The 13,105-nt window shown below is 68.7% G+C and carries 14 protein-coding genes and 2 tRNA genes; 8 read left to right on the plus strand and 8 right to left on the minus strand.

Features of this window, described 5'->3' with window-relative positions; genetic code table 11:
- The first annotated feature begins 20 nt into the window (after nucleotides 1–20).
- The 5 genes from H7I87_RS17485 to H7I87_RS17505 are packed head-to-tail and all read left to right on the plus strand — an operon-like array spanning nucleotide 21 to nucleotide 4,722.
- Nucleotides 21–1,079 carry a phosphotransferase family protein gene (locus tag H7I87_RS17485; protein ID WP_009974521.1) on the plus strand — a complete coding sequence of 353 codons (1,059 nt, stop codon included), beginning with the start codon at nucleotides 21–23 and terminating at the stop codon, nucleotides 1,077–1,079.
- A 1-nt stretch (nucleotide 1,080) separates the two neighbouring features.
- Nucleotides 1,081–1,845, plus strand: a complete 765-nt coding sequence (locus tag H7I87_RS17490) for an SDR family NAD(P)-dependent oxidoreductase (RefSeq protein ID WP_009974520.1) — start codon at nucleotides 1,081–1,083, stop codon at nucleotides 1,843–1,845.
- A 21-nt stretch (nucleotides 1,846–1,866) separates the two neighbouring features.
- A complete protein-coding gene (locus H7I87_RS17495) occupies nucleotides 1,867–3,150 on the plus strand; it encodes an acyl-CoA dehydrogenase family protein (protein ID WP_009974518.1) in 1,284 nt (427 codons plus the stop codon).
- A complete protein-coding gene (locus tag H7I87_RS17500) occupies nucleotides 3,131–3,754 on the plus strand; it encodes a TetR/AcrR family transcriptional regulator (RefSeq protein ID WP_010948797.1) in 624 nt (207 codons plus the stop codon). Before H7I87_RS17495 ends, H7I87_RS17500 begins: the two co-directional genes overlap by 20 nt.
- Nucleotides 3,754–4,722 carry an NADPH:quinone oxidoreductase family protein gene (locus tag H7I87_RS17505; protein WP_011723473.1) on the plus strand — a complete coding sequence of 323 codons (969 nt, stop codon included), beginning with the start codon at nucleotides 3,754–3,756 and terminating at the stop codon, nucleotides 4,720–4,722. The genes H7I87_RS17500 and H7I87_RS17505 overlap by 1 nt, the downstream gene beginning before the upstream one ends.
- 9 nt (nucleotides 4,723–4,731) lie before the next feature.
- Here the strand turns inward: H7I87_RS17505 and H7I87_RS17510 are convergent, their stop codons facing one another.
- The gene (locus H7I87_RS17510) at nucleotides 4,732–6,606 is read right to left on the minus strand and encodes an alkyl/aryl-sulfatase (RefSeq protein ID WP_033726497.1); all 1,875 of its coding nucleotides are present in this window, start codon (nucleotides 6,604–6,606) and stop codon (nucleotides 4,732–4,734) included.
- 141 nt (nucleotides 6,607–6,747) lie between these two features.
- Here H7I87_RS17510 and H7I87_RS17515 point away from each other — a divergent pair, with 141 nt between their 5' ends.
- On the plus strand, nucleotides 6,748–7,233 hold the full coding sequence (locus H7I87_RS17515) for a lipoprotein LpqH (RefSeq protein ID WP_003873405.1): 486 nt from the start codon (nucleotides 6,748–6,750) through the stop codon (nucleotides 7,231–7,233).
- A gap of 1 nt (nucleotide 7,234) precedes the next feature.
- On the opposite strand, the gene H7I87_RS17520 is transcribed toward H7I87_RS17515, so the two are convergent.
- The 5 genes from H7I87_RS17520 to H7I87_RS17540 all read right to left on the minus strand — a co-directional run bounded on the left by H7I87_RS17520 (nucleotide 7,235) and on the right by H7I87_RS17540 (nucleotide 11,157).
- On the minus strand, nucleotides 7,235–8,725 hold the full coding sequence (locus H7I87_RS17520) for a sensor histidine kinase (RefSeq protein WP_033720176.1): 1,491 nt from the start codon (nucleotides 8,723–8,725) through the stop codon (nucleotides 7,235–7,237).
- A 100-nt stretch (nucleotides 8,726–8,825) separates the two neighbouring features.
- Nucleotides 8,826–9,530: a two-component system response regulator TcrX gene (gene tcrX, locus H7I87_RS17525; protein WP_003876976.1), complete on the minus strand. Its 705-nt coding sequence runs from the start codon at nucleotides 9,528–9,530 to the stop codon at nucleotides 8,826–8,828.
- Between the two features lie 110 nt (nucleotides 9,531–9,640).
- The gene (locus H7I87_RS17530; protein ID WP_003873402.1) at nucleotides 9,641–9,796 is read right to left on the minus strand and encodes a DUF6131 family protein; all 156 of its coding nucleotides are present in this window, start codon (nucleotides 9,794–9,796) and stop codon (nucleotides 9,641–9,643) included.
- A gap of 21 nt (nucleotides 9,797–9,817) precedes the next feature.
- Complete coding sequence (locus tag H7I87_RS17535) at nucleotides 9,818–10,057, minus strand: hypothetical protein (protein WP_003876975.1); 240 nt, start codon at nucleotides 10,055–10,057, stop codon at nucleotides 9,818–9,820.
- 155 nt (nucleotides 10,058–10,212) lie between these two features.
- Nucleotides 10,213–11,157 carry a class I SAM-dependent methyltransferase gene (locus tag H7I87_RS17540; RefSeq protein ID WP_011723470.1) on the minus strand — a complete coding sequence of 315 codons (945 nt, stop codon included), beginning with the start codon at nucleotides 11,155–11,157 and terminating at the stop codon, nucleotides 10,213–10,215.
- Between the two features lie 90 nt (nucleotides 11,158–11,247).
- Between H7I87_RS17540 and H7I87_RS17545 the strand changes: the two genes are divergently transcribed.
- Entirely contained in the window at nucleotides 11,248–12,312 is a 1,065-nt protein-coding gene (locus H7I87_RS17545) for a phosphotransferase family protein (protein ID WP_009974507.1), read from the plus strand.
- A 19-nt stretch (nucleotides 12,313–12,331) separates the two neighbouring features.
- On the plus strand, nucleotides 12,332–12,850 hold the full coding sequence (locus tag H7I87_RS17550) for a hypothetical protein (RefSeq protein WP_009974505.1): 519 nt from the start codon (nucleotides 12,332–12,334) through the stop codon (nucleotides 12,848–12,850).
- 24 nt (nucleotides 12,851–12,874) lie between these two features.
- On the opposite strand, the gene H7I87_RS17555 is transcribed toward H7I87_RS17550, so the two are convergent.
- Both H7I87_RS17555 and H7I87_RS17560 read right to left on the minus strand, forming a co-directional pair.
- Nucleotides 12,875–12,947: transfer RNA gene (locus H7I87_RS17555), tRNA-Arg, on the minus strand.
- A 35-nt stretch (nucleotides 12,948–12,982) separates the two neighbouring features.
- Nucleotides 12,983–13,071 (minus strand) — tRNA-Ser (locus H7I87_RS17560).
- Nucleotides 13,072–13,105 lie beyond the last annotated feature (34 nt).

Below are 13,105 nucleotides of genomic sequence, written 5' to 3' on the forward strand. Positions count from 1 at the left end.
GGAGATTGGGGTGTGCAGCGATGGCCGGACAACGCGGTGGGGTCGAATCGGGGCTGGATGCGGGCGTTCTGGCCCGCTGGCTGGACGCGAACGACGCACCGGGCAGCGGCGAAGAGACCCGGCTGACCCCGTTGCAGGGCGGCTCCCAGAACACCCTCTACCTGATCGAGCGCGGGCCGGCGCGGATGGTGCTGCGCATGCCGGGTGCCCGGGCGGACGCCGCCCGCATCGACGGGCTGCTGCGCGAGATCCGCTTGGTGCGCGCACTGTCCGGGACCGACGTCCCGCACGCGGCGCTCATCGCCGCCGACGACACCGGGACCGTGCTCGGGATGCCGTTCTACGTCATGGCGGCGATCGACGGGTGGAGCCCGATGGACGGCGGGTGGCCCGCGCCGTTCGACACCGACCCGCGGGCGCGGCGCGGGCTGGCGTTCCAACTGGTCGAGGGCGCCGCCAAGCTGGGCCGGGTGGATTGGCGCAAGCAAGGACTCGAGGGCTTCGGCCGCCCGGACGGATTCCACGAGCGGCAGGTCGATCGCTGGCTGGCGTTTCTCGACGCCTACCGGGTCCGCGAGCTGCCCGGGCTGGACGAGGCCTCCGACTGGTTGCGCCGCAACCGTCCGGCGCACTACCGGCCCGGCATCATGCACGGCGACTACCAGTTCGCCAATGTGATGTTCGCGCACGGCGAGCCGGCGCGCCTGGCCGCCATCGTGGACTGGGAGATGACGACCGTCGGGGATCCGCTGCTCGATTTGGCGTGGTGCCTGCTGGGCTACGACGGTGAAAACCCGCGGGAGGACGGGTTCTATCTCGACATGCGCGGGATGCCTTCGCGCAGCGAGCTGTTGGAGCACTACGAATCCGTCAGCGGGCTGTCCACCGAGAACATCGACTACTACCTGGTGCTGGCCAACTGGAAGCTGGGCATCGTGCTGGAGAAGACGTACGCGGCGGGGGTGCGTGGTGGCTCCCGACACGAAGGAGTCGACCCCAAGATCACCGAGGCGTTCGGGGCGATGATCCCGCAGCTGATCGCGACGGCGGCCGAGCTGGCCCGGCAGCTGGGAAACTGAAATGGGTTATGCTGAACAGCTTTTCGACCTCACGGATCGGGTGGTCCTGATCACCGGCGGCAGCCGCGGACTGGGACGCGAGATGGCCTTCGGCGCGGCCCGCTGCGGCGCGGACGTGGTGATCGCCAGCCGCAACCTGGACAACTGCGTCGCCACCGCGCAACAGATCGAGCACGAGACGGGCCGGCGCGCCATGGCGTATCAGGTGCACGTCGGGCGCTGGGACCAACTCGACGGGCTGGTCGAGGCCAGCTACGACCGGTTCGGCAAAATCGACACGCTGATCAACAACGCGGGCATGTCGCCGTTGTACGACAAGCTGACCGACGTCACCGAGAAGCTGTTCGACGCCGTGGTCAACCTCAACCTCAAGGGCCCGTTCCGGTTGTCGGCGTTGGTCGGTGAGCGCATGGTGGCGGCCGGCCGCGGCTCCATCATCAACGTGAGCACCGCCGGGTCGCTGCGGCCGACGCCGGACATCGTCCCCTACGCCGCGTCCAAGGCCGGGCTCAATGCCATGACCGAAGCGCTGGCCAAGGCGTTCGGACCGGCGGTGCGGGTCAACACCCTGATGGCCGGGCCGTTTCTGACCGACGTGAGCAGGGCCTGGAATCTGGAAGCGGCGCAAGAGAATCCGTTCCGCCACCTCGCGCTGCAGCGCGCCGGGGATCCCCGTGAAATCGTCGGCGCCGCACTGTTTTTGGCCTCCGATGCGTCCAGCTTCACCACCGGCTCGATCCTGCGGGCCGACGGTGGAATCCCCTGATCCCGATGAGGAGCGATTGAGATGTCCTGGGACTTTTCTACCGAGCCGGAGTTCGAGGAGAAGCTGGAGTGGATCCGCGGGTTCGTCCGCGACGAGGTGGAACCGCTCGAGGTGCTCTTTCCCGGCTGTGAATTCCTGCCGCTGAACGACGAGCGGCGCCGGATCGTCGACCCGCTCAAACAGCAAGTGCGCGACAACGGGTTGTGGGCACCGCATCTGGGTCCGGAACTGGGCGGGCAGGGTTTCGGCGCGGTCAAGCTGACGCTGATCAACGAGATCCTGGGCCGCAGCCCCTGGGCGCCGATCGTGTTCGGTACCCAGGCGCCCGACACCGGCAACGCCGAGATCATCGCCCGGTTCGGCACCCAGGCGCAAAAGGACCGCTACCTGGCGGGGCTGCTGTCCGGGGAGATCTTTTCCTGCTTCTCGATGACCGAACCGCAGGGCGGGGCCGACCCGCGGGTGTTCACCACCCGCGCCGTCCGCGACGGTGACGAGTGGGTGATCACCGGGCGAAAGTACTTCTCCTCCAACGCATCCGTCGCCTCGTTCTTCATCGTCGTCGCGATCACCGATCCCGACGTGCCGGTGCACACCGGCGCCTCGACGTTTTTGATCCCGGCCGGCACCGAGGGCCTGGTGCTGGAGGCCAACCACCACCTGGTGGGCGCCGACTCGCACGAACCGGGGCATTCCCTGGTGCACTACAACGATGTGCGGGTGCCCGCCGACGCCCTGCTCGGCGAGCCCGGGCAGGGCTTCTTGATCCTGCAGACCCGGCTGGCCGGCGGGCGACTGCATCACGCGATGCGCTCCATCGGGATGGCGCAACGCGCGGTCGAGATGATGTCGCGGCGGGCGAAAAGCCGTTTCACCCAAGGCAGTCTGCTGGCCGACAAGCAAATGGTGCAGGAGTTCGTCGCGGACTCCTACACCGAGCTGATCCCTTTCCGGCTGACCGTGCTGCACGCGGCGTGGCTGATCGACAACGGCGACGAGCGCGCCGCCCGCGCCGAGATCGCCGCCTGCAAGATCCTGGCGTCGCAGGTGCTGAAATCGATTGCGCTGCGGGCCATTCAGGTGCACGGCGCGCTGGGGCTCACCGACCAACTGCCGCTGGTCAACGTGCTGCTCGGCGGGATCGCCCTGGGCCTGGCCGACGGGCCCACCGAGGCGCACAAGGTGAACCTGGCCCGGATGCTGCTCAAGGGGTATGAGGCCGACGACGGCGACTGGCCCAGCGAGATGCTCGACGTGCGGCGCGCGGCAGCCCGCGCCAAATACGGTGAGCTCGTTGATTTCTGACCGGGTGACCGCGGCGGTCGAACGCGCGCTCGACGACCGCCAGCGGGAGGCCACCGAGGAGGTGGAGCGCATCCTGGCCGCCGCGGTGCGCGTCATGGAACGCGTCGCACCCGAGCCGCCGCGGGTCAGCGACATCGTCGCCGAGGCCGGTTCGTCGAACAAGGCGTTCTACCGGTATTTCGCCGGCAAGGACGAGCTGATCCTGGCCGTGATGGAGCGCGGGGTGGCCATCGTGGTGTCTTATCTCGAGCACCAGATGGCCAAGGAGGCCACGCCGCGGGGCAAGATCGCCCGCTGGATCGAGGGCACGCTGGCGCAGGTCGCCGACCCGCACCTGATCAGCATGACCCGGGCGGCGGCCGGTCAGATGTCGGCGGGCACCAGTTGGCGCGCGGCCGACCAGGAGATGATGCGGCCCCTTCGCGAACTGCTCGTCGAACCCGTTGCGGCGCTGGGCAGTAGCGATGTCGACCGCGACGTCGAGGCGGTATTCAGCTGCACGGCGGCGACCCTGCGCCGCTACGTGGGCTCGGCACAGCAGCCCGCGCCGGACGACATCGCCCACGTGGTGCGGTTCTGTTTGCGTGGACTGGGGGTGCGCTGATGCGGGCGGTCGTCTGCCGTTCCTACGGCACACCGGAGGACCTGGTGCTCGACGAGGTGCCCGACCCGGTGCCCGGCCCCGGCCAGCTGCTGGTTCGGGTCCGCGCGGCCGCGGTCAACTTCCCCGACGTACTGTTCATCGCCGGCAAATATCAGGTGAAGATTCCGCCGCCGTTCATTCCCGGCAACGAGATCGCCGGCGAGGTCATCGCCGCCGGCGAAGGCGCCCGGTTCCTTCCGGGGCAGCGGGTGGCCGGAACCACGTTCGGGGCGTTCGCCGAGCAGGCGCTGCTGGACGCCGATCAGGCCGAGCCCATCCCCGACGACGCCGACTTCGCCTCCGCCGCGGCCTTCGGCGTCACCTACCGCACCGCCTATCACGCGCTGCGCTCGACCGCCGGTGTGACGGCGGGAGATTGGGTGGTGGTGCTCGGCGCCGCGGGCGGGGTCGGGCTGGCCGCCGTGGATCTGGCGGTCGCGATGCAGGCCCGGGTGCTGGCCGCCGCGTCCAGCCCGGAGAAGCTCGAGCTGTGCCGGCGCCGCGGGGCGGAGGCGACGGTGGATTACGACCGCGAGGACCTCAAGACGCGGATCCGGGATCTCACCGGCGACCGCGCCCGCGTGGTCCTGGACCCGGTCGGCGGGCCCTACTCGGAGCCGGCCCTGCGCGGCCTGGCCCGCGGCGGCACCTTCGTCACCCTGGGCTACGCGTCCGGCACCATCCCGGCCATTCCGCTCAATCTCGTTCTGCTCAAGGACATCTGCGTGCGCGGCATGGAGATCCGCACCTTCATGACCGACCGGCCCGACGACGCCGTGCGCGACCTGACGGAGTTGTCGCAGATGTTCGCCGCCGGCACCGTCCGGCCGTACATCGGGGCGCGGTTTCCGCTCGCGCGGACCGCCGCGGCGTTGCGGCACGTCGCCGACCGCAAGGTGCTGGGCAAGGTGGTGATCGACGTCGCGTGAGCGGCGGCGCTACGGCGTGACGATGTTGAAATCGGGGTCCGGCGCGTCGAGCGCTCCCACCAACGACTGCAGCGCACCCCGATCGCCGGTGAGCTCCAGACCCGGCGAGGCGAAGTCCCCCGCCGCCAACGCCAGTAGCCGAATCTTGTTGGCCAGCCGCACCGTAACGGTCGCGGTCGTGGGATCCGCCGGCACCTTGCGTTGCACCAGCACGCCGTTGCGCAGGGCGAGCCGATGGTTGACCGCCGTGTCGGCAAGGGTGACGTCGACGGTGATGTCGAGGCCCCAGCTGCGTGGCCCGTTGACCCGGATGGCCAGGCCGTCGAAGATCTGCTCCGGGGTCAGCTGGGCAAGCATGGTGGGCGAGGTGACCTGCCCGGCGGTGCCGAAATTGCCGTCGCGCAGCTCCGTTGCCCCGCTGAGGAAGAAGTTGCGCCAGGTCGCGTTCTCCGCGCCGTAGGCCAGCTGCTCGAGCGTGTCGGCGTAGAGCTCGCGGGCGCCGACGTGCTCACCGTCGGTGAACATCGCGTGGTCCAAAAGGGTTGCCGCCCAACGGTAATCACCGGAGTCGAATGCCTGCTGGGCGAGGTCGACGACCCGGTCGATGCCGCCCATCGCAGCGACATAGCGGGGCCCCAGCGCCTCGGGTGGATGGGGCCACAGCCGGGCCGGGTTGCCGTCGAACCAGCCCATGTAGCGCTGGTAGATCGCCTTGACGTTGTGGCTGACCGACCCGTAGTACCCCCGCGCGTGCCAGGCCCGCTCGAGAGCCGGTGGCAGCCGGAACATTTCGGCGATCTCGACACCGGTGTGACCCTGGTTGAGCAGGCGCAGTGTCTGGTCGTGCAGATACGCGTACAGGTCGCGCTGCAGCGACAGGAATTCGACGATGCCGTCCCGCCCCCACGTCGGCCAGTGATGGGAGGCGAATACGACGTCGGCGCGGTCGGCGAAGGTGTCGATGGCCTCGGTGAGGTAGCCGGACCAGGCGCGCGGGTCGCGCACCAGCGCGCCGCGCAGGGTCAGCAGGTTGTGCAGGTTGTGGGTGGCGTTCTCGGCCATGCACAGGGCGCGGAATTGCGGGAAGTAGAAATGCATTTCGGCGGGCGCCTCGGTGCCGGGCGCCATCTGGAACTCGATCTCGACGCCGTCGATCGTGTGTGTCTCCCCCGTCTCGCGGATGTCGACGGTCGGCACGATGAGGGCCACTTCGCCCATGGAGGCGGCCTGCCCGAGCCCACAGCCCACATGGTCAAAGAGCCCGCGCGGCAGCAGCGTCCCGTACATGTAGGTGGCGCGGCGCAGCATCGCCGGGCCGGCGTAGACGTTCTCCTGCACCGCATGTTCGACGAAACCCTCCGGCGCCAGCACCGCCACCCGGCCGGCATCGACGTCGGCTTGGGTGGCGACGCCCAGGACGCCGCCGAAATGGTCGACGTGGCTGTGGGTGTAGATCACCGCGACCACGGGCCGGTCGCCGCCGCGATGCGTGCGGTACAGCGTCAGCGCCGCCGCGGCCACCTCGGTGGACACCAGCGGATCGATGACGATGGTGCCGGTGTCGGTTTCCACGAACGTGACGTTGGAGATGTCAAGGCCGCGAACCTGATAGATGCCCGGAACCACTTCGTAGAGGCCGTGTTTGGCGGCCAGCGTGGACTGCCGCCACAGGCTGGGATGCACCGACGTGGGCGCGGGCCCGTCCAGGAAGGCGTAGGCGTCGTTGTCGAACACCACGCGGCCGTCGGCGCCCCGCACCACGCACGGCGACAACGCGGCGATGAATCCACGATCGGCGTCGCGGAAATCCGCGTCGTCGGAAAACGGCAGCACGCATGCGTGATGGGCCGCCTCGATTACCGGGCTGGGAGGTTTGTGGTCCATCACAACAACCTTGCCACCAACGCGGCCTTAACCGAATCGAAACAATTTCGCCGAACCTCTTTTGCGCGACCCGGCAAACCCGCATACTGCGCAGACGGCCCTCAATGCCGAGGACCGCAACTTTCGGGCAAAGGAGAACAGGTGAAGCGTCAACTGACGATCGCGGTCGCGGGCGCGGCAATTCTTGCCGCGGGTGTTTCCGGCTGTTCGAGTGGCAACAAGTCGGCTCCCAGCAGTTCCGCGAGCAGCTCGAGCACCAGTGCGTCGGCGAGCAGCGGCGGGGCGGCCGGGACCAAGGTCATCATCGACGGCAAGGACCAGAACGTCAGCGGTTCGGTCGTGTGCACGAATGCCGGTGGCACCGTCAACATCGCGATCGGTGGCGCGGCGACCGGCATCGCCGCCGTGCTCAGCGACGGCAACCCGCCCCAGGTGAAATCCGTTGGGCTGGGCAATGTCAACGGCGTGACGCTCGGATACACCTCGGGCACCGGCCAGGGCAACGCGTCGGCCGAGAAGAACGGCAACAGCTACAAGATCACCGGCACCGCGACCGGGGTCGACATGGCCAACCCGCTGCAGCCGGTCAACAAGCCGTTCGAAATCGATGTGACCTGCAACAGCTGACCTACGCCGACGCGTGCGGTTGCCATCCGTTGGGTGGCAACCGCACCGTGAACTCGGTGTGGCCCGGCGAGCTGTTCACCGAGATCGTCCCGTTGTGCGCCTTGACCACCGCCGAGACGATGGCCAGGCCCAGCCCGGTGCTGCCACCCTTGCGCGACCGCGAGGAGTCGCCGCGGGCGAACCGTTCGAACACCTCCGACTGCAGCTCCGCCGGAATGCCCGGCCCGTTGTCGATGACCTGCAGCACGGTGTGCGCCGGCTCGGTGCTCAGCCGGGTGGTCACCACGGTGCCCGCGCCGGTGTGCACCCGCGCGTTGGCGAGCAGGTTGGTCAGCACCTGGTGCAGCCGCGCCGCGTCCCCGGTGACCACCACCGGTTCCTCGGGCAGGTCCAGTTCCCACTGATGGTCCGGGCCGGCGACGTGGGCGTCGTTGACCGCGTCCACCGCCAGCCGGGACAGGTCGACCGGTTCGCGCTCCAGCGGGCGGCCGGAATCCAGCCGCGCCAGCAGCAGCAGGTCCTCGACCAGCCGGGTCATCCGCTCGGTCTCCGAGGCCACCCGGCTCATCGCCTGCGCCACCGCCTCGCGGTCGTCGCCCATGCGCTGGGTCAGCTCGGTGTAGCCCCGGATCGCGGCCAGCGGGGTGCGCAGTTCGTGACTGGCGTCGGCGACGAACTGGCGTACCCGGGTCTCGCTGGCCTGGCGCGCCGACAGCGCGTCGGCGATGTGGTCGAGCATCCGGTTGAGCGCGGCGCCGAGCTGGCCCACCTCGGTGGACGGGTTGGCGTCCGATTCCCGTACCCTCACCGGCAATTCGACCTCGCCGCGGGCCAGCGGCAGGTCGGCCACCTCGCGCGCGGTTTGTGCCACCCGGCGCAACGGCGCCAGTGCCCGCCTGATGATCACCACCCCGGCGATGGTGGCGGCCGCCAGCGCGATCACGGTGACGATCCCGAAGATGACCAGCATCCGGATCAGGGTGGCGTCGATGTTGGCCATCGACAGGCCGGTGACGATGATGTCGCTGCCGTTGCGGCTTGGGGCGGCGACGACGCGGTAGCGGCCCAGACCGTCCAGGTTCACGGTGACCGGTGCGCGGCTGCCGGCGATCTGTTCGAGTTGGGTCTGGGCGGTCGACGTCAGCGCGTCCCGGGTGCCGCTGCTGGTCAGGTAGCCGGCGTCGACGGTCTTGCCGTGGCTGACCACCGCGGCGACCATGCCCGCCGGCTGCCCCGGGGCGTCCAGGAACCGCGGGCCGGGGCCCGGCCTCGGATACGGCGAGTGCTCGTGACGCGGATGGTTGGGCTCGGGGTACATCAGCGCCGAACGGAACGAGGTTCCGGCGAGTTGGCCGTCGAGCTGCTTGACCAGGTGATGGTTCAGCGCCAGTTCGGTGACCGCGGTGATGCCCAGACACACCAGCGCCAGCACGACGATCTGTCCGACCAGCAGCCGCAGCCGCAGCGACCAGACCCGGCGCGTGTCAGCCAATGGTCGCGACCCGCCGCGCCCGGCTTCGCCGCGCTTGCGATCGCTCCTAGCCAATGGTCGCGACCCGCCGCGCCCGGCTTCGCCGCGCTTGCGATCGCTCCTAGCGGGCGGGCTTGAGGACATAACCCGCGCCGCGCAGGGTGTGGATCATCGGCTCCCGACCGTTGTCGATCTTCTTGCGCAGATAGGAAATGTAGAGCTCGACGATGTTGGATCGGCCGCCGAAGTCGTAGCTCCACACCCGGTCCAGGATCTGAGCCTTGCTCAGCACCCGCTTGGAGTTGCGCATCATGAACCGCAACAGCTCGAACTCGGTGGACGTCAACGAGATCGGCTCACCGGCGCGGGTGACCTCGTGGCTGTCCTCGTCGAGCACCAGGTCGCCGACCACCAGCTGCGCGCCGCTGTCCACGGTCGTCACGCCGGTGCGCCGCAGCAGGGCCCGCAACCGAAGCACCACCTCTTCGATGCTGAACGGTTTGGTGACGTAGTCGTCGCCGCCGGCGGTCAGGCCCGCGATCCGGTCCTCCACCGCGTCCTTGGCGGTCAGCAACAGCACCGGCAGCTGGGGGTTCTCCTCCCGCAGCTTGTGCAGCACGTCCAGCCCGCTCATGTCGGGCAGCATCACGTCGAGGACCACCACGTCGGGTCGCTGGTTGCGGGCGGCGGCGATGGCCGAGGCGCCGTCGCTGGCGGTGGCGATGTTCCAGCCCTCGTAGCGCAGCGCCATCGACACCATTTCGGCCAGCACGGCTTCGTCGTCGACGACGAGGACATTGATCGGGTTGCCGTCGGCGCGGCACATGACGACCCGCTCGGCTGAGGCTCGCGGCTGGCTCACATGTCCCAGTATCCGCTGCGGGCTGAGCTGCGGCTATGCCCTACCTTTGCATGGCCTGTGAACCGGCCGGCCGGTCAGTACCAGTAGCGCCGGCCGGCGACCGGGCGACCGATCGAGCCCAGGATCCACAGCACCGCGCCGATCACCAGCAGCACGATGCCCAGCGTGGACAGCACGGGCACGTGGAAGAAATACCCGAGCACCAGCAGCACAATTCCTAAGATGACCATTTCGATTCCTTCGGGTCGCGGTTAGATGTTGATCGATTGCATCGAACTTGGTTGCGGCAGATGGCAATCCGTAACTTTCGGGTTGACGCCGAAGTAATTCAACGGTCCGGCGATCACGGTCACCGCAACCGTGCCCGCCGACGCGCATGTCGTTTGGTCGTTTTTGAAGTAATCACGCTGCCACGCCGCGAAAACCCCGATCAGCAACCACACCAACGCGACCGTTCCGATGATCCCGCTGCCACGCATCGTGACCTCCAAGGTGGTCGAGAAGAAGATTTCTCGTGACAGCTGAAATTACCCGTTGGACCCATGTTTAAACATGCATTTGGCAATGCCCGGATGGTCGCTGAATTCGGGCGGCCCGCGCCGGGTCCGTGAAATTAACGGCGTCGCTTACGATGTCGGCGTTCGACTCAGCCCGCCCGCCGCTGCGCGGACACGTAGAGGGTGGGCGGCATCGAATCCTGCGCCCCCTGCGGAATGCTGCGGCCGTAGCGGGCCATCAACTCCGCGAACGTCGCCGTCGAGACGTCCCACCCGCGCTCGCGCAGCCAGCTGTCGACCGGCGTGCGCTCCTCGGGATACCACAGGTCGTCGAAGTCGGTGATCTCGGCGTCGACCAGTTTGGCCGCCGCGGCGCGCATCCGCCGCATGTCCTCGCGCTGGCGGGCCAGCCGGTCGGGATCGGTGAATCCCGAGTCGGGCACGTTGGACGCCAGCCGACTGCCCGGCACGCTCAGCGCATCGATCCGCTCGAACAGCAGGTCCTGGGCCTGCGCCGGCAGGTAACGAACCAGCCCTTCGGCAGACCACACCGCCGGCCGCGAGGCGTCAAATCCAGCCTCCTGCAACGCTTTTGGCCAGTCCTGACGCAGATCGATGGGCACGTTGACCAGTTCCGCCTTGGGCTGGGCGCCGTGCTCGCGCAACGTGGTCGACTTGAAATCCAGCACCTTGGGCTGGTCGAGCTCGTAGACGACGGTGCCGTCCGGCCACGGCAGCCGCCAGCTGCGCGCGTCCAGGCCGGCGGCCAGGATCACCACCTGCCGCACTCCGGCGTCGGCCGCGGCGAGGAAGAACTCGTCGAAGAACGCGGTCCGGGTGGCCATGAAGTCGATCATCAGCTGCAGCCGGCCGCGCAGGTCCGGCTCGAGGTCGTCCGCCTTGGTCAGCAGCGCCGGGTCGGCATAGATGCTCCACATCCCCTTGCCGGCGGCATCGACGAAAATGCGCGCGAACGGGTCGCTGATGAGCGGGTTTTCGCTTTCGGTCTCCGCCGCGCGGGCGGCGGCCACACCCAGTGCGGTGGCGCCCACGCTTTGGGTGATGTCCCAGGAATCGTTGTCGGTCCGCGGCATACCGGCCATTGTTCCAGCCGCTGTCCTAGTCTTCTTCCCAGACGGTCGACGGCTTCTTCCCGGACGGTCGACAGGTTGCAAGGGAGTGCGATGACGCCCACCTCACCCGAGGGCATGACCGTGGACGCGGTGGATCTACCGGCGGTCGCCGACTGGATGTCGGCGCAGGGACTCGGCGAGGGCCCGCTGCATGACGTCGCCACCCTGACCGGTGGCACCCAGAACGTCATGCTGCGGTTCAGCCGGGCCGGCCGGTCCTACGTGTTGCGCCGCGGGCCGCGGCACCTGCGCCCGCGCAGCAACAACGTGATTTTGCGGGAGACGAAAGTCCTTGCCGCCCTGGCTGGTTCGGATGTGCCCCACCCGCACCTGATCGCCGTGTGCGACGACCCCGGCGTGCTGGGCGACGCGGTGTTCTATCTGATGGAACCGGTGGACGGATTCAACGCCGGCGAGGGGCTGCCACCGCTGCACGCCGGCAATCCGCAGGTGCGCCACCAGATGGGCCTGTCGATGGCCGACGCGCTGGCCAAGCTGGGCGCCGTCGACCACGTGGCCGTCGGCCTCGCCGACTTCGGCAAGCCGGAGGGCTTCCTGGAACGGCAGGTGCCGCGCTGGCTTTCGGAATTGGAGTCCTACAGCCAATACGACGGCTATCCCGGGCCGCAGATCCCCGGCATCGACCAGGTTTCGGCGTGGCTGGAGCAGCACCGGCCGGCGCACTGGACACCGGGCATCATGCACGGCGACTACCACGCGGCCAACGTGATGTTCTCCCGCACCGGGCCCGAGGTGGTCGCCATCGTCGACTGGGAGATGTGCACGATCGGCGATCCGCTGCTGGACCTGGGCTGGCTGCTGGCCACCTGGCGCCAGCCGGACGGTTCGGCCGTGTTCAGCCACGCCCTGGGCGGCCAGGAGGGATTGGCCAGCACCGACGAGCTGTTCCGGCGCTATGCCGCCAACACCAGCCGCGACTTGTCGCACATCGCCTGGTACACCGTGCTGGCCTGCTTCAAGCTGGGCATCGTGATCGAGGGGACGCTGGCCCGGGCCTGCGCGGGCCAGGCCGAGAAGGAGGTCGGCGACCAATTGCACGCTGCCACGGTGCATTTGTTCGAGCGGGCGCTGCGACTCATCGACGAGCAGGGCTGAGCGTCTAACATCTTCTTTCGTGCCGCCCTATCCCGAGGAACCGGACTACTACTCCGAGCCCACCCAGGCCGCCCGATACGGCGGCGGGTACGGCGAGTACGGCGGGTATGAGGACCGCCCGCCGCCGGAGCCGCCGACGCCCTGGTATCGCCGCCCGGCGGCGCTGGTCGCCTTCGGCGCGCTCGGGGTGCTGCTGCTCGGCGCGGTCGTCTTCGCCGCGGTCAAGCTGGCGACGAGTTCCCCGGCGCACGGCCCGGCGGCGACCACCACGACGACGACGCCGTCCACCACCACGCCGGTGACCACCACGACCCACGAACCCCGGCACCACGGCGGCGGTGGCGCCCCGGCGCCGACCCAGACGGTGACCGAGACCGTCCCGCCGTCGAGCACCGACACCCCCACCACGACCGAGCCGCCCAGCACGGTCACGGTGTCGCCGAGCACCGAGACGAGCACGGTCACCCAAACCGTGACCGAACCGCCGCGGCGGGGACCGTACGGCGGCCCATTCGGCGGGCCGTTCGGTGGGCGTTGACGCGAAGAAAGCTGACTGAAAAAGCGCGCCCGAAGGGATTCGAACCCCTAACCTTCTGATCCGTAGTCAGATGCTCTATCCGTTGAGCTACGGGCGCCTGTCTTCAGTTGTGGTTCCGCTAGGGGGACCCAGCGGAGGCGAGAGGATTTGAACCTCCGGTCCCCTTGAAGGGGGACAACTCATTAGCAGTGAGCCCCATTCGGCCGCTCTGGCACGCCTCCCTTGGACTTTCCGAGGGTACCGACCCCTTTCCGG

This window comes from Mycobacterium timonense, assembly GCF_025821985.1.
Taxonomy (GTDB): Bacteria; Actinomycetota; Actinomycetes; order Mycobacteriales; family Mycobacteriaceae; genus Mycobacterium; species Mycobacterium avium.